Here is a 25,088-nt window from a genome sequence, read left to right as displayed (position 1 = left end):
GCAGCACATGCAACTTGAAGTATGACGAGTATAAGGCCCGACGATACAGGACAAGAGACATGTCTAAGATTTTTGATTTCGTAAAACCTGGCGTAATCACTGGTGATGACGTACAGAAAGTTTTCCAGGTAGCAAAAGAAAACAACTTCGCACTGCCAGCAGTAAACTGCGTCGGTACTGACTCCATCAACGCCGTGCTGGAAACCGCTGCTAAAGTTAAAGCGCCGGTTATCGTTCAGTTCTCCAACGGTGGTGCTTCCTTTATCGCTGGTAAAGGCGTGAAATCTGACGTTCCGCAGGGTGCTGCTATCCTGGGCGCGATCTCTGGTGCGCATCACGTTCACCAGATGGCTGAACATTATGGTGTTCCGGTTATCCTGCACACCGACCACTGCGCGAAGAAACTGCTGCCGTGGATCGACGGTCTGCTGGACGCGGGTGAAAAACACTTCGCAGCTACCGGCAAGCCGCTGTTCTCTTCTCACATGATCGACCTGTCTGAAGAATCTCTGCAAGAGAACATCGAAATCTGCTCTAAATACCTGGAGCGCATGTCCAAAATCGGCATGACTCTGGAAATCGAACTGGGTTGCACCGGTGGTGAAGAAGACGGCGTGGACAACAGCCACATGGACGCTTCTGCACTGTACACCCAGCCGGAAGACGTTGATTATGCGTATACCGAGCTGAGCAAAATCAGCCCGCGTTTCACCATCGCTGCCTCCTTCGGTAACGTACACGGTGTTTACAAGCCGGGTAACGTGGTTCTGACTCCGACCATCCTGCGCGACTCTCAGGAATATGTTTCTAAGAAACACAACCTGCCGCACAACAGCCTGAACTTCGTATTCCACGGTGGTTCCGGTTCTACTGCTCAGGAAATCAAAGACTCCGTAAGCTACGGCGTAGTGAAAATGAACATCGATACCGATACCCAATGGGCAACCTGGGAAGGCGTTCTGAACTACTACAAAGCGAACGAAGCTTACCTGCAGGGTCAGCTGGGTAACCCGAAAGGCGAAGATCAGCCGAACAAGAAATACTACGATCCGCGCGTATGGCTGCGTGCCGGTCAGACTTCGATGATCGCTCGTCTGGAAAAAGCATTCCAGGAACTGAACGCGATCGACGTTCTGTAAGTCATTCCTTTCTGCTTATCTCAAGGCCCGCTCTGCGGGTCTTTTTTTCGCCAAAAGCAAGGTGATACAGATGAGAAATCTGTGATCTATTTGGCAAAATTATGCTTTATTGTTTACCCTTGTCAGACTGCCCGTCATAAGGCGGCGGAGTGTATTTCTCCATTTTGAGTCAGTTGAAAAGGAATATTGAATGGAAGATTTGAATGTTGTCGATAGCATAAACGGCGCGGGAAGCTGGCTGGTGGCTAACCAGGCGCTGCTGCTAAGTTATGCAGTAAACATCGTGGCGGCACTCGCGATCATCATCGTTGGTTTGATTATCGCGCGGATGATTTCCAACGCGGTGAATCGCCTGATGATCTCCCGTAAAATCGATGCCACTGTTGCTGATTTTCTCTCTGCATTAGTCCGTTACGGTATTATCGCCTTTACGCTAATCGCTGCACTGGGCCGCGTGGGCGTACAAACAGCGTCAGTCATTGCTGTACTCGGTGCCGCAGGCTTAGCGGTTGGTCTGGCTTTGCAGGGGTCACTTTCTAACCTGGCCGCTGGCGTGTTACTTGTCATGTTCCGCCCGTTCCGTGCCGGAGAATATGTTGACCTCGGCGGCGTAGCCGGTACTGTGCTGAGTGTGCAGATTTTCTCCACCACCATGCGTACTGCAGACGGTAAAATTATCGTTATTCCGAACGGTAAAATTATTGCCGGAAATATTATTAACTTCTCTCGCGAGCCAGTTCGCCGTAACGAATTTATTATTGGCGTGGCGTATGATTCCGATATCGATCAGGTTAAGCAGATCCTGACCAATATTATCCAGTCTGAAGATCGCATTTTGAAAGATCGCGAAATGACTGTGCGCCTGAACGAACTTGGTGCATCGTCGATTAATTTCGTGGTCCGCGTCTGGAGCAACAGCGGCGATCTGCAAAACGTGTACTGGGATGTGCTGGAGCGTATTAAACGTGAATTTGATGCCGCCGGTATCAGCTTCCCGTACCCGCAAATGGATGTGAACTTTAAGCGGGTGAAAGAAGACAAAGCTGTGTAATCAACGCTGAGGCCAGATAATACTCTCTGGCCTCTCTCTTATTAGTTTTTCTGATTGCCAATTAATATTATCAATTTCCGCTAATAACAATCCCGCGATATAGTCTCTGCATCAGATACTTAATTCGGAATATCCAACGTGTTTTCTTATTACTTTCAAGGTCTTGCGCTTGGCGCAGCTATGATCCTACCGCTCGGTCCACAAAATGCTTTTGTGATGAATCAGGGCATTCGTCGTCAGTACCACATTATGATTGCCTTACTTTGCGCTATCAGCGATTTGGTCCTGATTTGCGCCGGGATTTTTGGTGGCAGCGCGTTATTGATGCAGTCGCCGTGGTTGCTGGCGCTGGTCACCTGGGGCGGCGTAGCCTTCTTGCTGTGGTATGGTTTTGGCGCTTTTAAAACAGCGATGAGCAGCAATATTGAGTTAGCCAGTGCCGAAGTCCTGAAGCAAGGCAGATGGAAAATTATCGCCACCATGCTGGCAGTGACCTGGCTGAATCCGCATGTTTACCTGGATACTTTTGTTGTACTGGGCAGCCTTGGCGGGCAACTTGATGTGGAACCAAAACGTTGGTTTGCGCTCGGGACAATTAGCGCCTCTTTCCTGTGGTTCTTTGGTCTGGCTCTTCTCGCAGCCTGGCTGGCACCGCGCCTGCGCACGGCAAAATCACAACGCATTATCAATCTGGTAGTGGGATGTGTTATGTGGTTTATTGCCTTGCAGCTGGCGAGAGACGGTATTGCTCATGCACAAGCCTTGTTCAGTTAGGCGCTATCTGATGGAAAAATAAAACAGAGGCGCTAAGCTTGCCTCCAGAGGTCCTGAATTTTAGGCAAGTCAATTAACACGGAGAGACTAACGTGAAGTTCAAAGTTATCGCCCTGGCGGCATTAATGGGTATTAGCGGGATGGCAGCGCAGGCTAACGAATTGCCGGATGGACCGCATATTGTCACCTCCGGTACGGCAAGCGTGGATGCGGTGCCAGACATTGCCACTCTTGCGATTGAAGTCAACGTGGCCGCGAAGGATGCCGCTACTGCCAAGAAACAGGCGGATGAGCGCGTCGCACAATACATTTCCTTCCTTGAACTCAATCAGATCGCGAAAAAAGATATCAGCTCAGCGAACTTACGCACCCAGCCAGATTATGATTATCAGGATGGTAAAAGTATCCTGAAAGGCTACCGTGCTGTGAGAACGGTGGAAGTCACGCTCCGTCAGTTAGACAAACTGAATTCCTTGCTGGATGGCGCGCTGAAGGCGGGTCTTAACGAAATTCGTTCTGTGTCGCTGGGCGTGGCGCAGCCGGATGCCTATAAAGACAAAGCGCGTAAGGCAGCGATTGATAACGCGATTCATCAGGCGCAGGAACTGGCGAACGGCTTTCATCGTAAACTGGGGCCGGTATATAGCGTGCGCTACCATGTTTCCAACTATCAGCCCAGCCCAATGGTGCGGATGATGAAAGCCGATGCCGCGCCGGTGTCCGCCCAGGAAACTTACGAGCAGGCCGCTATTCAGTTTGATGATCAGGTCGATGTGGTCTTCCAGTTAGAACCTGTGGATCAACAACCCGCTAAAACACCGGCAGCACAATAATATTTGTAGCCCGACGTATTCGTCGGGCTAATGCTTTTACCCGATATTGCCTCCTTTTTCTGTAATTTTCTGTAAAACCATGACGTAATCACCTATCTTTGCTCGCGGTTTCATCAAGGATAGGCTGACTGAAACGGTTAAGCGGACAAGGATGCGGGGGAGGGGGTATGGACATTTTTATTTCGAAAAAGATGCGCAATTTCATTTTATTAGCGCAAACCAATAATATTGCCCGGGCGGCAGAAAAAATCCATATGACGGCTTCGCCATTTGGTAAAAGCATTGCCGCGCTGGAAGAACAAATTGGCTATACGCTATTTACCCGCAAAGATAATAATATCAGCCTCAATAAAGCCGGACAGGAACTGTATCAAAAACTGTTCCCGGTTTATCAACGACTTTCTGCGATTGATAATGAAATCCATAACTCAGGGCGTCGTTCACGAGAAATTGTGATTGGCATAGATAATACTTATCCGACAATTATTTTCGATCAGTTGATTAGTCTCGGAGATAAGTATGAAGGCGTGACCGCCCAGCCAGTTGAGTTCAGCGAAAACGGCGTTATCGATAATCTTTTTGACCGTCAGTTAGATTTTATAATCTCCCCACAGCATGTGTCTGCACGAGTTCAGGAACTGGAAAACCTGACTATCAGTGAACTACCGCCGCTGCGATTGGGCTTTCTCGTTTCTCGTCGTTATGAAGAGCGACAAGAGCAAGAGCTGCTTCAGGAGCTACCCTGGCTACAAATGCGCTTTCAGAACCGGGCTAACTTCGAAGCAATGATTGATGCGAATATGCGTCCTTGTGGGATCAATCCCACCATTATTTATCGTCCCTACAGTTTTATGGCCAAAATCAGCGCCGTGGAGCGCGGACATTTTCTGACGGTGATCCCGCATTTTGCCTGGCGACTGGTGAATCCGGCAACGCTGAAATATTTTGATGCGCCGCACAGGCCGATGTATATGCAGGAATATCTTTATTCAATCAGAAATCATCGTTATACCGCCACGATGCTTCAGCATATTGCTGAAGATCGTGACGGGACGAGTCATTAACCCAGCATCGAGCCGGTTGCAATTAAATTACGGTGTAAATCAAAGACGTGGCTAAGATCGTGGTGAATATGTCCGCCGGGCGCATTTTCCAGATAGCGATGCAGATAATCCCGATACATAGGATGTGCACAATTATCAATGATGGTGCGGGCGCGTTGAAGCGGGGAAAGACCACGCAGATCGGCGATCCCTTGTTCGGTGATGATCACTTTGACGCTGTGTTCGCTGTGATCAACATGGCTGCACATTGGCACGACGGTTGAGATCTTGCCTTCTTTAGCAATCGACGGGGCCATAAAGATCGACAAATACGCGTTGCGTTCAAAATCACCGCTGCCACCGATGCCGTTCATCAGATCGACCCCGGCTACGTGCGTTGAGTTGGCATGCCCGTAAATATCAAACTCCAGGCCGACGTTCAGAGCGATGACGCCCAGACGACGGATGATTTCCGGGTTATTGGAAATTTCCTGCGGACGCAACACAATGCGGCTGGCAAAGTAATCCATATTGTCGTAAATCTTGCGCAGGGAATCGGCCGAGATAGTCAGGCTGGAGGCGCTGGCCCCGCTGATTTTGCCCGTTTCCAGTAAATGCACCACCGATTCCTGTAGCACTTCCGAATACATCATGAACGGAGGAATTTCCGGGTTTTCCCCTAGTCGCGCCATGACTGCATTATTGATATTGCCCACGCCACTTTGCAGCGGCAGAAATTCCGGCGGAATACGCCCATGCGCCATTTCCTGCAACAAGAACGTGACCACGTTATCGGCAATCTGCTGGCACATGGGATTTTGCTTATCCAGCATATTACCGGCGTCAGGCAAGTTGGTTTCCACGACGGCGACAATCTTTTTCGGATCGATTTGCACATAGCGGGTACCGACGCGATCCATTGCATGGAAGATCGACACGCTATTGCGCCGCGGTGGCGCGCCAGGAATCACAATATCTGCCAGTTCTGCAACGCGCGGATCGTGATAGTGATTAAGTTCAATGATCACTTTCTTCGCTCGCAGCAGCCAGGTCGGCGCATTACCGATCCCGCTGGTTAACCAGACTCGACCATCCGGTGCCAGTGCCGATGCTTCAATGACGGCAACATCAATGTCGCCGAAGAAACCGTAATTGACCATTTGCGCCACTTCGCTCAAATGCAAGTCAACGAAACTCACCGCGCCCTGATTGATCTTTTTACGTAAACCGGACGATGTTTGATATGGCGCACGCCAGGAAACAGCATCGGCGTCAGAAAGTACATCGTCAGCGGTGGCGCTGATTGACGCCCCCGTCAGCAGGCGAATTTGATACGGCTTTTTGGCCTCATGCTGTTCGTTAGCTCTGCGGGCAATCGCGGTGGGTAAGGCTTTCGGCGAACCCGCTGGGGTAAAGCCGCTAAATGCCACCATGTCGTTATGCTGGATAATTTCTGCCGCTTCATCGGCGGTCATCCTTGTCCACTGAGTTTCCATTTTAACTCCTTCGTTCGCAGGGATTAATGACCAACGAAATTAGGTTTACGTTTTTCGAGGAAAGCGTTCATCCCTTCCTGGTAGTCTTCGCTGTCATAAACCGCGCGGCGCATCCCCTGAATACGTTCAAATTCATCGGAGTTCATGGTGTGCGCTTCGCCCAGTACACGCAGCTCTTCTTTGATAACGGCAATGGCTAACGGCGCTTTCTCAGAGATGTGGTGCGCCATTTGTAAGGTGAAATCTTCCAGTTCTTCCACTTCCACAACATGGTTGAGGATGCCGACAGCCAGCGCGCGCTGGGCGGTGATTGGCGAAGCGGTAAAAATCAGCTCTTTGACAATGTGGAAGCCCGCGTCGCGGGTCAGATTGTGAATGCCGACCAGGTTATACGGGACACCGAGGTTTACAGGTGTCATTGAGAAGGTTGAGGTACTGGCGGCGATAATCAGATCGGAACTCATGATCATTTCAAATGCGCCACCCCAAACACTACCTTCCACCATCGAAATGATCGGTTTCGGGAATTTTTGGATCATGCGGGTGATTTGACGCAACGGATCATCATAGGAGAGCGGATCGCGACCGCCAGACGGCAGTTCGTGAATATCGTGACCTGCGGAGAAGACTTTGGATCCACTCGGCGCGCGCAAAATGATACAGCGAATTTCCGGCCGTTTGAGATCGCTTAATGCCTGCATAAGATCATCAATAAAGACTTTACTTAAGGCATTAAGTTTGCGGCCATAGTTAAACTCAATGACCGCCACTTTGTTGATAGTGACAACGTTCACATACTGATAAGACATAAAAATTCCTTTAATCAAAATATTGCGTCTGGATAAATTCACTGAGCTGTCGCAGGCCGGTGCGCGGTGAGAGCGTATTGTTTTTGACCGCTAAAAGCGTCTGGCGGTAATAGCGATCGAAATCTTCATTCGCGAACAGGTGATTCAGTACTTCTTCTTCGGTTTGTTTACGCAGCCATTCCACCGATTGTTGTTGCCGCACTTGTTGTAATCGACCACTGGCAGTTAGCGCGGTTTTGAAGTCGATGATGGCGTGCCAGATCTCATCGATTCCACGTTTTTCCAGTGCGCTACAAGTCAGAACCCGTGGCTGCCATTCGTCGTATTTACGTCGCAGAATATGCAGGGCACTCTCGTACATATGCTGGGCAATGGCGACATTGGTATGGTTATCGCCATCGTCTTTGTTGATAACGATCAGATCTGCCACTTCCATCAGCCCCTTTTTAATGCCCTGCAGATCATCGCCGCCACCGGCAATTTGCAACGAGATAAAACAGTCCACCATGCGGGCGACTTCCGTTTCCGACTGTCCGACGCCAACCGTTTCGACAATCACTACGTCATAACCCGCCGCTTCGCATAACAGCATTAATTCCCGCGCTCGCTGACTGGCACCGCCCAGATGACCGGAGGAGGGTACCGGGCGAATAAACGCCGCCTCGGCACGCGCCAGATCATTCATGCGGGTTTTATCTCCGAGAATGCTACCGCCAGTGACCGGGCTGCTGGGATCGACCGCAATAACCGCAACCTTTAGTCCCTCACGAATCAACAACATGCCAAAGGCTTCAAGAAAGGTACTTTTCCCCGCGCCGGGTGTGCCGGTAACACCCAGTCGCAGGGCGTTACCACAGAACGGCATAATGGCATCAAGCAGTTGCGTACTTAGCGCCTGATGACGCGGGTGACGGCTTTCCACCAGCGTCATGGCCTGGGCGAGCGTGGCACGCTCACCCTGACGTAAGCGGCGAATACTTTCTGCCAGCGTGGCTTCATTAATCATGATGCTGGCTTATCAGATTCAGTACGTCGCGCACGCTGTCGAGCATAGGCGTACCTGGACCATAAATCGCCGCCACGCCGCGCTCCTGCAGGAAGGCGTAATCCTGCGGCGGAATGACGCCACCCGCGACCACGCAGATATCTTCGCGTCCCCATTTTTTCAGCGCTTCGACCAGTTCCGGGATCAGCGTTTTATGACCGGCAGCCAGTGAAGATGCGCCCACTACGTGAACGTCGTTTTCTACTGCCAGGCGGGCGATCTCTTCAGGTGTAGAGAACATCGGGCTTAAATCTACGTCGAAACCGAGATCGGAATAGGCGCTGGCGATCACTTTCGCGCCGCGATCGTGCCCATCCTGGCCCATTTTGGCGATCAGAATGCGCGGGCGACGACCATTGTCGGCAAGGAACTGCTCCGTTTGCGCAACAATGGCATCGAACTCGGTGGCCGATTTCTCAGACTGATGATAGCTTTGCGCAATCACGCCGGTAACACACTGGCTTGGCACCAGATAACGGTCAAATGCCGCTTCCAGCGCATCGGAAATTTCACCAAGCGTTGCGCGAACGCGAGCGGCATTAACAGCGGCAGCCAGCAGGTTTTCGTTATGCTGTGCGGCGTGAGTCAGGGCGTTCAACGCGGCGGTTACGGCAGCATCATCACGGGTGGCGCGAATGCGTTCCAGTGAAGCAATCTGCTCGTTACGCACCATCACGTTGTCGATCTCAAGTACATCGGTTTCGTCTTCGTGATCCAGTTTGTACTTGTTGACACCAACGATGACACGCTTGCCCTGGTCGATCAGCGACTGTTCGCGCGCGGAGGCCTCTTCGATCATTCGTTTTGGCAGACCTGCTTCGATCGCTTTCGCCATGCCACCGGCTTCGTCGATCTGTTGGATAATGGCTCTGGCTTGTTTGACGATTTGATCGGTCAGCGATTCAACGTAATAGGATCCGGCCAGTGGATCGACGGTGCGGCAGAGTTCTGATTCTTCCTGAATGATGATCTGGGTATTGCGGGCAATGCGTGCTGAGAAATCGGTAGGCAAACCAAGCGCTTCATCAAAGGCGTTGGTATGCAGTGACTGAGTACCGCCCAGCGTTGCAGCCAGTGCTTCAATGGTGGTGCGGATAACGTTGTTATACGGATCCTGTTCAGTCAGGCTCCAGCCTGAGGTCTGGCAGTGGGTACGCAGCGCCAGTGATTTCGGATCCTGTGCGCCAAATCCACTGACCGCTTCGCTCCATAAATAACGTGCCGCACGCAACATGGCGACGTTCATAAACAGATCCATGCCAATGCCGAAGAAGAACGACAGGCGAGGAGCGAAGTCATCAATTTTCAGCCCGGCGGAGATTGCTGCTTTGATGTACTCAATCCCATCAGCGAGCGTAAATGCTACCTGCTGCACGCAGTTGGCACCCGCTTCACCCATATGGTAACCGCTGATACTGATGGTATTAAATCGCGGCATGTTGCCGGAACACCAGGCGATGATGTCTGCGATAATACGCATTGACGGTTTTGGCGGGTAAATATAGGTGTTGCGGCAAAGATACTCTTTGAGGATATCGTTTTGAATGGTGCCGGTCAGTTTATCGGGTGTAACACCTTGCTCTTCTGCGGCGACAATATAAAACGCCAGTACTGGTAGTACTGCGCCATTCATGGTCATCGAAACCGACATTTTATCCAGCGGGATCTGGTCGAACAGGACTTTCATATCTTCCACGGTGTCGATAGCAACGCCCGCTTTGCCGACGTCGCCCGCCACGCGCGGGTTATCGGAGTCGTAGCCTCGGTGGGTGGCAAGGTCAAACGCAACGGAAAGACCTTTTTGCCCGGCGGCCAGGTTACGGCGATAAAAAGCGTTGGACTCTTTTGCTGTTGAAAAACCAGCATACTGACGGATGGTCCACGGTTGGGCGGTATACATAGTGGCACGCGGGCCACGAACGTAGGGGGGCAAACCAGGAAGGGTACCTGTCACCTCCAGATTATCGAGATCGGCTTCGGTATACAGCGGCTTGATGGCGATCCCTTCCGCGGTTTGCTGAACCAGCGAGTCGACAGTTTTCTCCCGACGGCTCAATTCCTTGTTGGCAAGCTGTTGCCACTCCTGCACGTTAGACATTATTTGCTCCGTAAAACGCAATCAAAATGAGGGTATTTGCGCTTACGGTGAGCTTTTTACGTGGGTTTGTCGCCAGCAAAAAAAATGCATTCAGACGTCGTTTTTTGCCGCCTGAGATTTGTCTATTTTGTGATGTGATTCAAGGAATACAAAAAGAAGTGAGGATAACGCCTGATATGTGCTATCAGGCATTATTTGATGGATTAATCCTGACGAAGGACTTTGTGACCATAATCGAGCAACGCATCAGTGACTTTACGCATCATGCGGCTTTCAGGAGCAAAGCGGTGCCAGTAGAGCATCCGGCGTTGAAATAGCCCCGGCGTTAAGTCAATCAGTTCGCCGCTGGCCAGTTCTTTCTCGATTTGCAGGTGCGGGATCATACAGCAGGTGGTGCCCTGGCGAGCAAGTTGTACGAACGCTTCTGAAGAATTAACGATATGGCACGGTACGCTGCCTGGGGGCAGATCGAAGTTTTGCTGCAAAAAGGCCTGGTGCATATCGTCAAGATGGTCAAAGGCGACCACAGGTGCTTTCAATAATGCCGAACGCGTTACGCCGTTAGGGAAATATTTTTCGGCAAACGGTTTTGAGCTGACGAACAGATAGTCAAGCGCACCGAGCTTATCGACAAGGCAACTCGGCAGCGCCTGATGTTGAATACTCACCGCGCCGACCACTTCGCCGCGGCGCAGACGTTCCTGAGTGCGGGTTTCATCTTCTACCTGCAAGTTGAGGCGGATAGGCGAATCAGCCAACACAGGAGCCAGCGCCGGAAGCAACCACGTCGCCAGACTGTCGGCGTTGACCGCCAGTGAAAGCAGCAGCGGAGTCGAACCGGTTTGTTCATCGCCCAGCCACTCTTCTTCCAGCAACTCCACCTGGCGTAGCAGTGCCAGCAGTTTTTGCCCTTGTTCTGTCGGGCGCGGCGGTACGGTACGCACCAACAGCGGCTGCCCGAACATATTTTCCAGTTGCTTAATGCGCTGTGAGACGGCTGATTGTGTAATGCACAGCTTTTGTGCCGCGCGTTCAAATCCTCGTTCACGTATCACCGCATCCAGTGCCTGTAATGTTCTGTAGTCCGGGCGTTTCATTGCTGTTGTCTGCTCCTGGTAAATGCTTTTTCCTGCACTATGACACAATTTTGTGTCAGGTTGCATATACCGAAGCCGTCGGCGGGTAACATTTGTATCAATGGTTAAACGCGCAGCTTAAAAGATCAGGGATTTGCGCTATTGCATTTCGCTTAGCGACTTCGCGCCCTGGTTATGTTGAATGGCGTGGCGTTATTGCCTCTGTTCGCACCGTGGAGCGGCATACCCAGACCGTTGTATGCTTTATTTGCCGGGCGAAAGGGGATGCCCGCCATTGCGCGATATTTTATGGATGAGTTAACCACGCGGCTTGCCAACGGGGTCTGAATCGCTTTTTTTGTATATAATGCGTGTGAAATTTCATACCACAGGCGAAACGATCATGACCCAGGATGAATTGAAAAAAGCAGTAGGATGGGCGGCACTTCAGTATGTTCAGCCCGGCACCATTGTTGGTGTAGGTACAGGTTCCACCGCCGCACACTTTATTGACGCGCTCGGTACAATGAAAGGCCAGATTGAAGGGGCCGTTTCCAGTTCAGATGCTTCCACTGAAAAACTGAAAAGCCTCGGCATTCACGTTTTTGATCTCAACGAAGTCGACAGCCTTGGCATCTACGTTGATGGCGCAGATGAAATCAACGGCCACATGCAAATGATCAAAGGCGGCGGCGCGGCGCTGACCCGTGAAAAAATCATTGCTTCGGTTGCGGAAAAATTTATCTGTATTGCAGACGCTTCTAAGCAGGTTGATATTCTGGGCAAATTCCCGCTGCCAGTAGAAGTTATCCCGATGGCACGTAGTGCAGTGGCGCGCCAGCTGGTGAAACTGGGCGGTCGTCCGGAATACCGTCAGGGCGTGGTGACCGATAACGGCAACGTGATCCTCGACGTCCACGGCATGGAAATCCTTGACCCGATAGCGATGGAAAACGCCATAAATGCGATTCCTGGCGTGGTGACTGTTGGCTTGTTTGCTAACCGTGGCGCGGACGTTGCGCTGATTGGCACACCTGACGGTGTCAAAACCATTGTGAAATGATCTGACGGGGGAACCTCCCCCGTTAAAAAAATTCTCTTCATTAAATTTGGTGACATGTGTCACGTTTTTACCTGGCTATTGTCAATTGCTCTAAATAAACCCTCTAAACCAGCATATTCATCCAAGAAATACCTTTGCGTGATATTTCCTCAACATCGCGACGCAAACGTTCATATTGCCGCAATATTATTTTTTGATATGTTGAAAGGCGGATGCAAATCCGCACACAACATTTCAAAAGACAGGATTGGGTAAATGGCAAAGGTATCGCTGGAGAAAGACAAGATTAAGTTTCTGCTGGTAGAAGGCGTGCACCAAAAGGCGCTTGAAAGCCTTCGTGCAGCGGGTTACACCAACATCGAATTTCACAAAGGCGCGCTGGATGATGAACAATTAAAAGAATCCATCCGCGATGCCCACTTCATCGGCCTGCGATCCCGTACCCATCTGACTGAAGACGTGATCAACGCCGCAGAAAAACTGGTCGCTATTGGCTGTTTCTGTATCGGAACAAACCAGGTTGATCTGGATGCGGCGGCAAAACGCGGTATCCCGGTATTTAACGCACCGTTCTCAAATACGCGCTCTGTTGCGGAGCTGGTGATTGGCGAACTGCTGCTGCTATTGCGCGGCGTGCCGGAAGCCAATGCTAAAGCGCACCGTGGCGTGTGGAACAAACTGGCGGCGGGTTCTTTTGAAGCGCGCGGCAAAAAGCTGGGTATCATCGGCTATGGTCATATTGGTACGCAATTGGGCATTCTGGCTGAATCGCTGGGAATGTATGTTTACTTTTATGATATTGAAAACAAACTGCCGCTGGGCAACGCCACTCAGGTACAGCATCTTTCTGACCTGCTGAATATGAGCGATGTGGTGAGTCTACATGTGCCAGAGAATCCGTCCACCAAAAATATGATGAGTGCGAAAGAGATTTCACTAATGAAGCCCGGCTCGCTGCTGATTAATGCTTCGCGCGGTACTGTGGTGGATATTCCGGCGCTGTGTGACGCGCTGGCGAGCAAACATCTGGCGGGGGCGGCAATCGACGTATTCCCGACGGAACCGGCAACCAATAGCGATCCATTTACCTCTCCGCTGTGTGAATTCGACAACGTCCTTCTGACGCCACACATTGGCGGTTCGACTCAGGAAGCGCAGGAGAATATCGGCCTGGAAGTTGCGGGTAAATTGATCAAGTATTCTGACAATGGCTCAACGCTCTCTGCGGTGAACTTCCCGGAAGTCTCGCTGCCACTGCACGGTGGGCGTCGTCTGATGCACATCCACGAAAACCGTCCGGGCGTGCTAACTGCGCTCAACAAAATTTTTGCCGAGCAGGGCGTCAACATCGCCGCGCAATATCTACAAACTTCCGCCCAGATGGGTTATGTAGTTATTGATATTGAAGCCGACGAAGACGTTGCCGAAAAAGCGCTGCAGGCAATGAAAGCTATTCCGGGTACCATTCGCGCCCGTCTGCTGTACTAATTCCCCTTCTCTGAAAATTAACGGGCAGGTCACTGACTTGCCCGATTTTTTTATCCCTTCTCCACACCGTTGCCGCATTGCGCATTCTACTTTGCGAGTCTGCTCCAGAAAATAAATCAAAGTCAGATCAATGCGTTGTGTTTATTTAATGGGGATTTACGATGGCAGGGCAGCATGGGGCTGTAACGGTAAAGCCCTCACCGAAGCGAGGGCTTGAAGGAGAAGGGTTATGATGCGACTTGTCATCATACTGATTGTACTGTTACTCATAAGTTTCCCAGCTTATTAACAGTCAGTCTCAGGGGAGGAGTCATCCTCCCTTACCCTTACTCACTAAATTAGGTTAAAGAATCAACGATGTCAATCAGGGCGATGCAGGTGTGTCGCCCTTACCACTCCCAGACTTTCGACGGTGTAACCACCGCAGGAAGAGGGATATCCCACTCTTCAACGGGGAGTTTTTCCACCAACTGACAATCATGCGCATAACCCACCGGTTGCATTTTATAGTGCTGCCAGTTTTGTAAGGTCCGATCATAAAAACCACCGCCCATTCCCAGGCGCTGACCGTACTCATCAAAGGCGACCAGCGGTGTGATCAACACGTCTAATCGGGAAAGGGGTAGCACGTCACGCACATCCAGTTTTGGCTCATGGATCTTCAACCTGTTCATCACCAGTTCGCTTTGCGGATGGTAATTCAGGAACAGCAAATTACCGGCACTAAAGGGATGCAAAACTGGAAGATATACGCGCTTACCGGCGCGCCAGAGTTGTTCTATGAGTGGCTGGGTGTCGAGTTCGCCATCAAAAGAGAGGAATACAGCGACCGTATGTGCCATCACCACCGGGGGATAAGTCATCATCCGGGTAGCGGCTTGTTGACCCATTTCCTGCTGTTGTTCCGGCGTTAACGTACGACGACGTTGCCGAATCATTTTGCGGATTTCTTGTCGGGATAATGTCAGTGGGAGTTCTGGTAGTTGCGTCATGGCTGGTGCCAGATAAGAAGGGAATCTCCGAGATGCCGCCGCAGGCTGTAACCCTTGAACCCTTGGTTCAAGGTGAATGTGTCGTCGCAGTTTTAAGGCTTCTCGGACGGACCGAGCATGCTCACCAACCGCGGAGCGCCACATTCTTGTGGTATGAAATATCGGCTCAGGGGACTGGCCCGCTTGCGAACATCTCAGAGAAATTTTGTCTTCACGGTTACTCTACCACAGTAAACCGAAAAGTGTCATTCAAAGTTTTGGTTAGTTTTTTCGGTGATGCGACCTTGTTCAAGTAACGCTTGTTCTATGGTCTGCTGCAGCATCCGAATACGCTGTTCCATACTTGCCGCGTAGTCACGAGTCTTCGCTTTTTCTTGCGCTAACTCATAGCTGATATTCAATGCGGCAATGAAGACCAACTGTTCAGTATTTGTGACTCTAGTGCGTTCTTTCAGATCTTGCAACCGTTGGTTCAGATCGTCCGCTGCCTGATTCAACGCATCCCTTTGGTCAGGCGGGCAGTTCACACGCAGTGAACGGCCAAAAATTTGGATATCGACGGGTTGTGCAGACATGCCACCTTCCTGCTGATTGACTGCGCTGCCTTCGTCTTTAGACCCATGGTCTGCGAAGGGGCGACACTATAGCTACCCTGATGAGAAGAGACAAGCCCTTTTCTGGTCCACCAGGGCCCAAAGTGGTAGCATATCATGAATATTCCTCCCTTTGACGACGAATGCTTATGTCTATACAGAACGAAATGCCTGGTTACAACGAAATGAACCAGTATCTGAACCAACAAGGGACGGGTCTGACCCCTGCTGAGATGCATGGTTTAATCAGTGGGATGATATGTGGCGGTAACGATGACAGCTCATGGCTGCCGCTACTTCACGACCTGACGAACGAAGGCATGGCTTTCGGTCATGAGCTGGCACAGGCACTGCGTAAAATGCACTCTGCCACCAGCGATGCCCTGCAGGATGACGGCTTCCTTTTTCAGCTTTATCTGCCTGATGGCGATGATGTCAGCGTTTTCGATCGGGCTGATGCGCTGGCAGGTTGGGTCAATCACTTCCTGCTTGGTCTTGGCGTTACGCAACCGAAGCTGGACAAAGTGACCGGAGAAACCGGTGAAGCCATCGACGATCTGCGTAACATCGCGCAGCTGGGCTACGACGAAGACGAAGATCAGGAAGAGCTTGAAATGTCGCTTGAAGAGATCATCGAATACGTTCGTGTTGCCGCGCTGTTATGCCACGACACCTTTACTCATCCGCAACCGACCGCGCCAGAAGTACAAAAACCGACTCTACACTAAAAACAAAAAACGTAAGGAGAGTGTTATGAGTGAGATATCCCGGCAAGAGTTTCAGCGTCGCCGTCAGGCCCTGGTGGAGCAAATGCAACCCGGCAGCGCCGCGCTGATTTTTGCTGCACCAGAAGTAACACGTAGCGCCGACAGCGAATACCCCTATCGTCAGAACAGTGACTTCTGGTACTTCACCGGCTTTAACGAACCGGAAGCGGTGCTGGTGCTGATTAAAAGCGACGACACTCATAACCACAGCGTTTTGTTTAACCGCGTTCGCGACCTGACGGCAGAGATCTGGTTTGGTCGTCGCTTAGGCCAGGATGCCGCGCCAGAGAAACTGGGTGTTGACCGCGCACTGGCATTCAGCGAAATCAATCAGCAACTTTATCAACTGCTTAATGGTCTGGATGTGGTTTATCACGCTCAGGGCGAATATACCTATGCTGATGAAATCGTGAACAGCGCGCTGGAAAAGCTGCGTAAAGGCTCGCGACAGAATCTCACTGCCCCGGCAACGATGATCGACTGGCGTCCCATTGTTCATGAAATGCGCCTGTTCAAATCACCAGAAGAGATTGCCGTACTTCGCCGCGCGGGGGAAATCACCGCCCTGGCGCATACCCGGGCGATGGAAAAATGCCGTCCGGGAATGTTCGAGTACCACCTGGAAGGCGAAATTCACCACGAATTTAACCGCCACGGTGCGCGCTATCCTTCCTATAACACCATTGTCGGCAGCGGTGAAAACGGCTGCATTCTGCACTACACCGAAAACGAGAGTGAACTGCGCGACGGTGACCTGGTGTTGATTGACGCGGGTTGTGAATACAAAGGTTACGCGGGCGATATTACCCGCACCTTCCCGGTCAACGGCAAATTCACCCAGGCCCAGCGTGAAATCTACGACATTGTGCTGGAGTCTCTTGAAACCAGCCTGCGCCTGTATCGTCCGGGAACTTCCATTCTGGAAGTCACTGGTGAAGTGGTGCGTATCATGGTTAGCGGCCTGGTAAAACTCGGCATCCTGAAAGGTGATGTTGATGAACTGATCGCTCAGAACGCCCATCGTCCTTTCTTTATGCATGGCCTTAGCCACTGGTTAGGACTGGATGTCCATGACGTTGGCGTTTATGGTCAGGATCGCTCGCGCATTCTGGAACCGGGGATGGTACTGACCGTAGAGCCTGGTCTGTATATCGCGCCGGATGCGGATGTGCCAGAACAATATCGCGGTATCGGCATTCGTATTGAAGACGACATTGTGATTACCGAAACCGGCAACGAAAACCTCACCGCCAGCGTGGTGAAAAAGCCGGAAGAAATCGAAGCGTTGATGGCAGCTGCGAGAAAGCAATGAGCGTAATCATCGTCGGTGGCGGCATGGCGGGCGCGACGCTGGCGCTGGCTATTTCCCGGTTAAGTCACGGGGCGCTGCCAGTACATTTGATTGAAGCGACCGCGCCAGAGTCACATGCGCATCCGGGCTTTGATGGACGAGCTATTGCGCTGGCGGCGGGTACCTGTCAGCAACTGGCGCGCATCGGCGTCTGGCAATCTCTGGCTGATTGCGCAACTGCCATCACCACCGTGCATGTCAGCGATTGTGGTCACGCTGGATTTGTCACCCTCGCCGCAGAAGATTACCAACTGGCGGCGCTGGGGCAGGTTGTCGAATTGCACAATGTCGGGCAACGGCTGTTTGCATTGCTGCGCAAAGCACCTGGCGTAACGCTGCATTGCCCTGATCGCGTGGCTAACGTTGCCCGTACTCAGAGCCACGTTGAAGTGACGCTGGAGAGTGGCGAGACGCTGACGGGCTGCGTGCTGGTAGCCGCTGATGGCACCCATTCAGCGTTAGCCACTGTGTGCGGCGTTGACTGGCAGCAGGAGCCTTACGAACAACTGGCTGTGATTGCTAACGTTGCGACTTCCGTTGCGCACGAAGGCCGCGCTTTTGAACGCTTCACGAAACATGGCCCGCTGGCGATGTTGCCGATGTCTGACGGACGCTGTTCGCTGGTCTGGTGTCATCCACTGGAACGGCGCGAAGAGGTGCTGTCGTGGAGCGACGAGAAGTTTTGCCGTGAACTCCAGTCTGCCTTTGGCTGGCGACTGGGGCAAATTACCCACGCCGGTAAACGCAGTGCTTATCCGCTGGCATTAACCCGCGCCGCCAGACCGATTACCCATCGCACTGTGCTGGTGGGCAATGCGGCGCAAACTCTGCACCCCATCGCCGGGCAAGGGTTCAACCTCGGTATGCGTGATGTGATGAGCCTTGCAGAAACCCTGACTCAGGCGCAGGAGCGCGGAGAAGACATGGGTGATTACGGCGTATTGTGCCGTTATCAGCAGCGTCGACAGAGCGATCGCGAAGCAACCATCGGCGTCACGGACAGCCTTGTACATCTTTTTGCCAACCGTTGGACCCCGCTGGTTGTCGGGCGCAACATCGGGCTGATGACGATGGAATTATTTACCCCGGCACGCGATGTGCTGGCGCAGCGCACCCTCGGTTGGGTGGCGCGTTGAAGGCGGTTTTAAGGAATAAACAATGCAAAGTGTTGATGTAGCCATTGTTGGTGGCGGCATGGTGGGGCTGGCGGTTGCCTGCGGCTTACAGGGGAGCGGCTTACGCGTTGCCGTACTGGAGCAGCGCGTACCGGAACCTCTGGCGGCGGATGCACCACCACAACTGCGCGTTTCGGCTATCAATGCCGCCAGCGAAAAATTACTCACCCGTCTTGGCGTCTGGCAGGACATTCTCTCTCGTAGGGCCAGTTGTTATCACGGTATGGAAGTGTGGGACAAAGACAGTTTTGGTCACATTTCGTTTGACGATCAAAGCATGGGCTATAGCCATCTTGGGCATATCGTTGAAAACTCAGTGATTCACTACGCGCTGTGGAACAAAGCGCAGCAGTCGTCAGATATCACTCTGTTGGCCCCCGCAGAATTACAGCAGGTCGCCTGGGGAGAAAATGAAACCTTCCTGACGCTGAAAGATGGCAGCATGTTAACGGCGCGTCTGGTGATTGGCGCGGACGGAGCTAATTCCTGGTTGCGCAACAAAGCCGATATTCCGCTGACCTTCTGGGATTATCAGCATCACGCGCTGGTGGCGACCATTCGCACGGAAGAACCGCATGATGCGGTGGCGCGGCAGGTTTTCCATGGCGAAGGCATTCTGGCCTTTTTACCGCTTAGTGATCCGCATCTTTGCTCGATTGTCTGGTCACTGTCGCCAGAGGAAGCGCAGCGGATGCAGCAGGCAGGGGAAGACGAATTTAATCGCGCGTTAAATATCGCTTTTGATAATCGCCTGGGCTTATGCAAGGTTGAGAGTGAGCGTCAGGTGTTCCCGCTGACGGGGCGTTATGCGCGCCAGTTTGCCGCGCACCGTCTGGCGCTGGTGGGCGACGCCGCGCATACCATTCACCCGCTGGCGGGGCAGGGGGTAAATCTCGGCTTTATGGATGCTGCAGAGCTGATTGCTGAACTGAAACGGTTGCATCGTCAGGGTAAAGACATCGGGCAGTACATTTACCTGCGTCGCTATGAGCGTAGCCGCAAGCACAGCGCGGCGCTGATGCTGGCTGGTATGCAGGGATTCCGCGATCTGTTTTCCGGGGCTAATCCGGCGAAAAAATTGCTGCGTGATATTGGTCTGAAACTGGCTGATACGCTTCCTGGCGTTAAGCCACAACTTATTCGTCAGGCAATGGGATTAAACGATTTGCCTGAATGGCTGCGTTAAATATTTCTCTTCTGCTGTTTATTTGATACCCATCACACTTTCATCTCCCGGTTTTTTCGCCGGGGGATTTTCCTCATTTGAAATAAACTAATTTAACCTCCGTTTTCGCATTATATTTTCTAATGTTATGGGTTTTTGATTTAGTGTTTTTTGACATTTTTTTAGCGCTTAATATTGTCTTATTCAAATTAACTTTCTCATCACATCATCTTTTTATAGAAAAAGGCGTGTTTTTTGGTTTTTTATTCTGTTGCGATTTTTGCATTTTTTAACCATAAGCTAATGTGATGATCAATTTTACCTTATGGTTAACAGTCTGTTTCGGTGGTAAGTTCAGGCAAAAGAGAACGATTGCGTTGGGGACCGGGAGTGGCTCCGATGCTGGGTTTCGTGGTGATAATTTCACCATGAAAAGTTGTCAGCCCCGCTTATTCAATGAGGACAAGATGGCACAACAGACTCCTTTGTACGAACAACACACGCTTTGCGGCGCTCGCATGGTGGATTTCCACGGCTGGATGATGCCGCTGCATTACGGTTCGCAAATCGACGAACATCATGCGGTACGTACCGATGCCGGAATGTTTGATGTGTCACATATGACCATCGTCGATCTTCGCGGCAGCCGCACCCGGGAGTTTCTGCGTTATCTGCTGGCGAACGATGTGGCGAAACTCACCAAAAGCGGCAAAGCCCTTTACTCGGGGATGTTGAATGCCTCTGGCGGTGTGATAGATGACCTCATCGTCTACTACTTTACTGAAGATTTCTTCCGCCTCGTTGTTAACTCCGCCACCCGCGAAAAAGACCTCTCCTGGATTACCCAACACGCTGAACCTTTCGGCATCGAAATTACCGTTCGCGATGACCTTTCCATGATTGCCGTGCAAGGGCCGAATGCGCAGGCAAAAGCTGCCACACTGTTTAATGACGCCCAGCGACAGGCGGTGGAAGGGATGAAACCGTTCTTTGGCGTGCAGGCGGGCGATCTGTTTATTGCCACCACTGGTTATACCGGTGAAGCGGGCTATGAAATTGCGCTGCCCAATGAAAAAGCGGCGGATTTCTGGCGCGCGCTGGTGGAAGCGGGCGTTAAGCCATGCGGCCTGGGCGCGCGTGACACGCTGCGTCTGGAAGCGGGTATGAATCTTTATAGTCAGGAGATGGACGAAACCATCTCTCCTTTAGCCGCCAATATGGGCTGGACTATCGCCTGGGAACCGGCAGATCGTGACTTCATCGGTCGTGAAGCTCTGGAAGCGCAGCGTGAACATGGCACAGAAAAACTGGTTGGTCTGGTGATGACCGAAAAAGGCGTGCTGCGTAATGAACTGCCGGTACGTTTTACTGATGCGCAGGGCAACCAGCATGAAGGCATTATCACCAGCGGTACTTTCTCCCCGACGCTGGGTTACAGCATTGCGCTGGCGCGCGTGCCGGAAGGTATTGGCGAAACGGCGATTGTGCAAATTCGCAACCGTGAAATGCCGGTTAAAGTGACAAAACCTGTTTTTGTGCGTAACGGTAAAGCCGTCGCGTGATTTACTTTTTTGGAGATTGATTGATGAGCAACGTACCAGCAGAACTGAAATACAGCAAAGAACACGAATGGCTGCGTAAAGAAGCCGACGGCACTTACACCGTTGGCATCACCGAACACGCTCAGGAGCTGTTAGGCGATATGGTTTTTGTTGACCTGCCGGAAGTGGGCGCAACGGTTAGCGCGGGCGATGACTGCGCGGTTGCCGAATCAGTAAAAGCGGCGTCAGACATTTATGCGCCAGTAAGCGGTGAAATCGTGGCGGTAAACGACGCACTGAGCGATTCCCCGGAACTGGTGAACAGCGAACCGTATGCAGGCGGCTGGATCTTTAAAATCAAAGCCAGCGATGAAAGCGAACTGGAATCACTGCTGGATGCGACCGCATACGAAGCATTGTTAGAAGACGAGTAACGGCTTTATTCCTCTTCTGCGGGAGAGGATCAGGGTGAGGAAATTTACGACTCACCCTCACTCTCTTCGCAAGGAGAGAGGTTCACAATTCACTGCACGTTTCAGGAACCATCGCTCATGACACAGACGTTAAGCCAGCTTGAAAACAGCGGCGCTTTTATTGAACGCCATATCGGACCGGACGCCGCGCAACAGCAAGAAATGCTGAATGCCGTTGGTGCACAATCGTTAAACGCGCTGACCGGCCAGATTGTGCCGAAAGATATTCAGCTTGCGACCCCGCCGCAGGTTGGCGCACCGGCGACCGAATACGCCGCGCTGGCGGAACTCAAGGCTATTGCCAGTCGCAATAAACGCTTCACGTCTTACATCGGCATGGGTTACACCGCCGTGCAGCTACCGCCGGTTATTCTGCGTAACATGCTGGAAAATCCGGGCTGGTATACCGCGTATACTCCGTATCAACCTGAAGTCTCCCAGGGCCGCCTTGAAGCACTGCTCAACTTCCAGCAGGTAACGCTGGATTTGACCGGGCTGGATATGGCCTCTGCTTCTCTTCTTGACGAAGCCACTGCTGCCGCCGAAGCAATGGCGATGGCGAAACGCGTCAGCAAACTGAAAAATGCCAACCGCTTCTTTGTTGCTTCTGACGTTCATCCGCAAACGCTGGATGTGGTCCGTACTCGTGCCGAAACCTTTGGTTTTGAAGTGATTGTCGATGACGCGCAAAAAGTGCTCGACCACCAGGACGTCTTCGGCGTGCTGTTACAGCAGGTCGGCACTACCGGTGAAATTCACGACTACACTGCGCTTATCAGCGAACTGAAATCACGCAAAATTGTGGTCAGCGTCGCCGCCGATATTATGGCGCTGGTGCTGTTAACTGCGCCGGGTAAACAGGGCGCAGATATTGTCTTTGGTTCGGCGCAACGCTTCGGCGTGCCGATGGGCTACGGTGGCCCACACGCGGCATTCTTTGCGGCGAAAGATGAATACAAACGCTCAATGCCGGGCCGTATTATCGGTGTATCGAAAGATGCAGCTGGCAATACCGCGCTGCGCATGGCAATGCAGACTCGCGAGCAACATATTCGCCGTGAGAAAGCGAACTCCAACATTTGTACTTCCCAGGTACTGCTGGCAAACATCGCCAGCCTGTATGCCGTTTATCACGGTCCGGTTGGCCTGAAACGTATCGCTAACCGCATTCACCGTCTGACCGATATCCTGGCGGCGGGCCTGCAACAAAAAGGTCTGAAGCTGCGCCATGCGCACTATTTCGACACTTTGTGTGTGGAAGTGGCAGACAAGGCGGGCGTACTGGCGCGTGCCGAAGCGGCTGAAATCAACCTGCGTAGCGATATCCTGAACGCGGTTGGGATCACCCTTGATGAAACCACCACGCGTGAAAACGTGATGCAGCTTTTCAGCGTGCTGCTGGGCGATAACCACGGGCTGGAGATCGACACGCTGGACAAAGACGTGGCTCACGACAGCCGCTCTATTCAGCCTGCAATGCTGCGCGATGACGAAATCCTCACCCATCCGGTGTTTAATCGCTACCACAGCGAAACCGAAATGATGCGCTATATGCACTCGCTGGAGCGTAAAGATCTGGCGCTGAATCAGGCGATGATCCCGCTGGGGTCCTGCACCATGAAACTGAACGCCGCCGCCGAGATGATCCCCATCACCTGGCCGGAATTTGCCGAACTGCACCCGTTCTGCCCGCCGGAACAGGCCGAAGGTTATCAGCAGATGATTTCGCAGCTGGCTGACTGGCTGGTGAAACTGACCGGTTACGACGCCGTTTGTATGCAGCCGAACTCCGGCGCACAGGGCGAATACGCGGGCCTGCTGGCGATTCGTCATTATCATGAAAGCCGCAACGAAGGGCATCGCGATATCTGCCTGATCCCGGCTTCTGCGCACGGAACTAACCCGGCTTCCGCGCATATGGCAGGAATGCAGGTGGTGGTTGTGGCGTGTGATAAAAACGGCAACATCGATCTGACTGATCTGCGCGCGAAAGCGGAACAGGCGGGCGATAACCTCTCCTGTATCATGGTGACCTATCCTTCTACCCACGGCGTGTATGAAGAAACGATCCGTGAAGTGTGTGAAGTCGTGCATCAGTTCGGCGGTCAGGTTTACCTTGATGGCGCGAACATGAACGCCCAGGTTGGCATCACTTCGCCGGGCTTTATTGGTGCGGACGTTTCCCACCTTAACCTGCATAAAACTTTCTGCATTCCGCACGGTGGCGGCGGCCCTGGTATGGGACCGATCGGCGTGAAAGCGCATCTGGCACCGTTTGTGCCAGGTCATAGCGTGGTGCAAATCGAAGGCATGTTAACCCGTCAGGGCGCGGTTTCTGCGGCACCGTTCGGTAGCGCCTCTATCCTACCAATCAGCTGGATGTATATCCGCATGATGGGCGCAGAAGGGCTGAAAAAAGCAAGCCAGGTGGCAATTCTTAACGCCAACTATATTGCCAGCTGCCTGCAGGATGCCTTCCCGGTTCTGTATACCGGTCGTGACGGTCGTGTGGCGCACGAATGTATTCTCGATATTCGCCCGTTGAAAGAAGAAACCGGCATCAGCGAGCTGGATATTGCCAAGCGCCTGATCGACTACGGTTTCCACGCGCCGACCATGTCGTTCCCGGTGGCGGGTACGCTGATGGTTGAACCGACTGAATCTGAAAGCAAAGTGGAACTGGATCGCTTTATCGACGCGATGCTGGCTATCCGCGCAGAAATTGACCAGGTGAAAGCCGGTGTCTGGCCGCTGGAAGATAACCCGCTGGTGAACGCGCCGCACATTCAGAGCGAACTGGTCGCCGAGTGGGCGCATCCGTACAGCCGTGAAGTTGCAGTATTCCCGGCAGGCGTGGCAGACAAATACTGGCCGACAGTGAAACGTCTGGATGATGTTTACGGCGACCGTAACCTGTTCTGCTCCTGCGTACCGATTAGCGAATACCAGTAATTTACTGATTCGACTATCTTCTAAAGGCGCTTCGGCGCCTTTTTCGCTTGTTAATAAAGTGCGCTTTGTGTGTTTCGGCTGAGGCGTAATATAAAATATTGCGAGCTCAATATATTAAAAGAGTGCCAGGCCTGATGAGCGGAGCACATCAGGCACATCGGCTA

The 25,088-nt window shown here is 52.2% G+C and carries 23 protein-coding genes and 1 other RNA gene; 15 read left to right on the top strand and 9 right to left on the bottom strand.

The genetic code is table 11. The annotated features are described in order from the left end of the window. Positions 1-59 precede the first annotated feature (59 nt). The 5 genes from fbaA (at position 60) to srsR (ending at position 4,861) form a co-directional block, all read left to right on the top strand. Positions 60-1,139, top strand: a complete 1,080-nt coding sequence (fbaA, locus tag ACJHX7_RS09695; RefSeq protein WP_000034372.1) for a class II fructose-bisphosphate aldolase — start codon at positions 60-62, stop codon at positions 1,137-1,139. A 190-nt stretch (positions 1,140-1,329) separates the two neighbouring features. Beyond that, entirely contained in the window at positions 1,330-2,190 is an 861-nt protein-coding gene (gene mscS / locus ACJHX7_RS09690; RefSeq protein ID WP_000389819.1) for a small-conductance mechanosensitive channel MscS, read from the top strand. A 138-nt stretch (positions 2,191-2,328) separates the two neighbouring features. Further along, positions 2,329-2,964: an arginine exporter ArgO gene (gene argO, locus ACJHX7_RS09685; RefSeq protein WP_000493350.1), complete on the top strand. Its 636-nt coding sequence runs from the start codon at positions 2,329-2,331 to the stop codon at positions 2,962-2,964. Positions 2,965-3,056: 92 nt separating this feature from the next. Beyond that, the gene (locus tag ACJHX7_RS09680; protein WP_000669834.1) at positions 3,057-3,797 is read left to right on the top strand and encodes an oxidative stress defense protein; all 741 of its coding nucleotides are present in this window, start codon (positions 3,057-3,059) and stop codon (positions 3,795-3,797) included. 167 nt (positions 3,798-3,964) lie between these two features. After that, positions 3,965-4,861, top strand: coding sequence for a LysR family transcriptional regulator SrsR (gene srsR, locus ACJHX7_RS09675; RefSeq protein WP_000350807.1), 897 nt, complete (start codon positions 3,965-3,967; stop codon positions 4,859-4,861). On the opposite strand, the gene scpC is transcribed toward srsR, so the two are convergent. The 5 genes from scpC to argP form a co-directional block, all read right to left on the bottom strand. Further along, positions 4,858-6,336, bottom strand: coding sequence for a propionyl-CoA:succinate CoA transferase (gene scpC, locus ACJHX7_RS09670; protein WP_022646097.1), 1,479 nt, complete (start codon positions 6,334-6,336; stop codon positions 4,858-4,860). The genes srsR and scpC overlap by 4 nt on opposite strands. A 23-nt stretch (positions 6,337-6,359) precedes the next feature. Further along, positions 6,360-7,145, bottom strand: a complete 786-nt coding sequence (gene scpB / locus ACJHX7_RS09665) for a methylmalonyl-CoA decarboxylase (RefSeq protein ID WP_410231559.1) — start codon at positions 7,143-7,145, stop codon at positions 6,360-6,362. Positions 7,146-7,155: 10 nt separating this feature from the next. Further along, positions 7,156-8,151 carry a methylmalonyl Co-A mutase-associated GTPase MeaB gene (gene meaB, locus ACJHX7_RS09660; RefSeq protein WP_001564017.1) on the bottom strand — a complete coding sequence of 332 codons (996 nt, stop codon included), beginning with the start codon at positions 8,149-8,151 and terminating at the stop codon, positions 7,156-7,158. After that, on the bottom strand, positions 8,144-10,288 hold the full coding sequence (gene scpA, locus ACJHX7_RS09655) for a methylmalonyl-CoA mutase (RefSeq protein ID WP_000073261.1): 2,145 nt from the start codon (positions 10,286-10,288) through the stop codon (positions 8,144-8,146). Before scpA ends, meaB begins: the two co-directional genes overlap by 8 nt. A gap of 203 nt (positions 10,289-10,491) precedes the next feature. After that, complete coding sequence (gene argP / locus ACJHX7_RS09650) at positions 10,492-11,385, bottom strand: DNA-binding transcriptional regulator ArgP (RefSeq protein ID WP_000828351.1); 894 nt, start codon at positions 11,383-11,385, stop codon at positions 10,492-10,494. Positions 11,386-11,767: 382 nt separating this feature from the next. Between argP and rpiA the strand changes: the two genes are divergently transcribed. The 3 genes from rpiA (at position 11,768) to ibsC (ending at position 14,204) form a co-directional block, all read left to right on the top strand. After that, entirely contained in the window at positions 11,768-12,427 is a 660-nt protein-coding gene (gene rpiA, locus ACJHX7_RS09645; RefSeq protein WP_000189743.1) for a ribose-5-phosphate isomerase RpiA, read from the top strand. A gap of 255 nt (positions 12,428-12,682) precedes the next feature. Then, on the top strand, positions 12,683-13,915 hold the full coding sequence (gene serA / locus ACJHX7_RS09640) for a phosphoglycerate dehydrogenase (RefSeq protein WP_001151611.1): 1,233 nt from the start codon (positions 12,683-12,685) through the stop codon (positions 13,913-13,915). 229 nt (positions 13,916-14,144) lie between these two features. Then, positions 14,145-14,204 (top strand): type I toxin-antitoxin system toxin IbsC, encoded by a 60-nt coding sequence (ibsC, locus tag ACJHX7_RS09635; RefSeq protein ID WP_071525914.1) that lies wholly within the window; start codon positions 14,145-14,147, stop codon positions 14,202-14,204. Between the two features lie 100 nt (positions 14,205-14,304). Here the strand turns inward: ibsC and ACJHX7_RS09630 are convergent, their stop codons facing one another. The 3 genes from ACJHX7_RS09630 to zapA all read right to left on the bottom strand — a co-directional run bounded on the left by ACJHX7_RS09630 (position 14,305) and on the right by zapA (position 15,482). Next, positions 14,305-14,907 carry a 5-formyltetrahydrofolate cyclo-ligase gene (locus ACJHX7_RS09630; protein ID WP_000192751.1) on the bottom strand — a complete coding sequence of 201 codons (603 nt, stop codon included), beginning with the start codon at positions 14,905-14,907 and terminating at the stop codon, positions 14,305-14,307. 20 nt (positions 14,908-14,927) lie between these two features. Further along, positions 14,928-15,111, bottom strand: a non-coding RNA gene (gene ssrS / locus ACJHX7_RS09625) — 6S RNA. Between the two features lie 41 nt (positions 15,112-15,152). Next, positions 15,153-15,482, bottom strand: coding sequence for a cell division protein ZapA (zapA, locus tag ACJHX7_RS09620; protein WP_001276008.1), 330 nt, complete (start codon positions 15,480-15,482; stop codon positions 15,153-15,155). Between the two features lie 167 nt (positions 15,483-15,649). Between zapA and ygfB the strand changes: the two genes are divergently transcribed. From ygfB to ubiI, 4 genes are read left to right on the top strand one after another with little or no spacing between them, the layout of a single operon-like run. After that, positions 15,650-16,228 carry a UPF0149 family protein YgfB gene (gene ygfB, locus ACJHX7_RS09615; RefSeq protein ID WP_001295378.1) on the top strand — a complete coding sequence of 193 codons (579 nt, stop codon included), beginning with the start codon at positions 15,650-15,652 and terminating at the stop codon, positions 16,226-16,228. Between the two features lie 25 nt (positions 16,229-16,253). After that, a complete protein-coding gene (gene pepP, locus ACJHX7_RS09610; RefSeq protein WP_094030042.1) occupies positions 16,254-17,579 on the top strand; it encodes a Xaa-Pro aminopeptidase in 1,326 nt (441 codons plus the stop codon). Continuing rightward, on the top strand, positions 17,576-18,754 hold the full coding sequence (gene ubiH / locus ACJHX7_RS09605) for a 2-octaprenyl-6-methoxyphenyl hydroxylase (protein ID WP_094030041.1): 1,179 nt from the start codon (positions 17,576-17,578) through the stop codon (positions 18,752-18,754). Before pepP ends, ubiH begins: the two co-directional genes overlap by 4 nt. A 22-nt stretch (positions 18,755-18,776) precedes the next feature. Beyond that, positions 18,777-19,979 carry an FAD-dependent 2-octaprenylphenol hydroxylase gene (ubiI, locus tag ACJHX7_RS09600; RefSeq protein ID WP_094030040.1) on the top strand — a complete coding sequence of 401 codons (1,203 nt, stop codon included), beginning with the start codon at positions 18,777-18,779 and terminating at the stop codon, positions 19,977-19,979. A 73-nt stretch (positions 19,980-20,052) separates the two neighbouring features. Here ubiI and ACJHX7_RS09595 read toward each other — a convergent pair whose 3' ends face one another. Then, the gene (locus ACJHX7_RS09595; protein ID WP_122988963.1) at positions 20,053-20,136 is read right to left on the bottom strand and encodes a hypothetical protein; all 84 of its coding nucleotides are present in this window, start codon (positions 20,134-20,136) and stop codon (positions 20,053-20,055) included. A 289-nt stretch (positions 20,137-20,425) separates the two neighbouring features. On the opposite strand from ACJHX7_RS09595, the gene gcvT reads away from it, so the two are divergent. The 3 genes from gcvT to gcvP all read left to right on the top strand — a co-directional run bounded on the left by gcvT (position 20,426) and on the right by gcvP (position 24,924). Beyond that, positions 20,426-21,520, top strand: a complete 1,095-nt coding sequence (gcvT, locus tag ACJHX7_RS09590; protein ID WP_000068706.1) for a glycine cleavage system aminomethyltransferase GcvT — start codon at positions 20,426-20,428, stop codon at positions 21,518-21,520. Between the two features lie 23 nt (positions 21,521-21,543). Next, complete coding sequence (gcvH, locus tag ACJHX7_RS09585; protein ID WP_001295377.1) at positions 21,544-21,933, top strand: glycine cleavage system protein GcvH; 390 nt, start codon at positions 21,544-21,546, stop codon at positions 21,931-21,933. Positions 21,934-22,050: 117 nt separating this feature from the next. Continuing rightward, positions 22,051-24,924: an aminomethyl-transferring glycine dehydrogenase gene (gcvP, locus tag ACJHX7_RS09580; protein WP_094030039.1), complete on the top strand. Its 2,874-nt coding sequence runs from the start codon at positions 22,051-22,053 to the stop codon at positions 24,922-24,924. The last annotated feature ends 164 nt before the right edge of the window (positions 24,925-25,088 follow it).

This window comes from Escherichia sp. WS1451 (assembly GCF_046487365.1).
Classification (GTDB): Bacteria; Pseudomonadota; Gammaproteobacteria; order Enterobacterales; family Enterobacteriaceae; genus Escherichia; species Escherichia coli.
The sequence above is the reverse complement of the archived record's forward strand: the minus strand, read 5'-3'. Positions and strand labels throughout refer to the sequence as shown.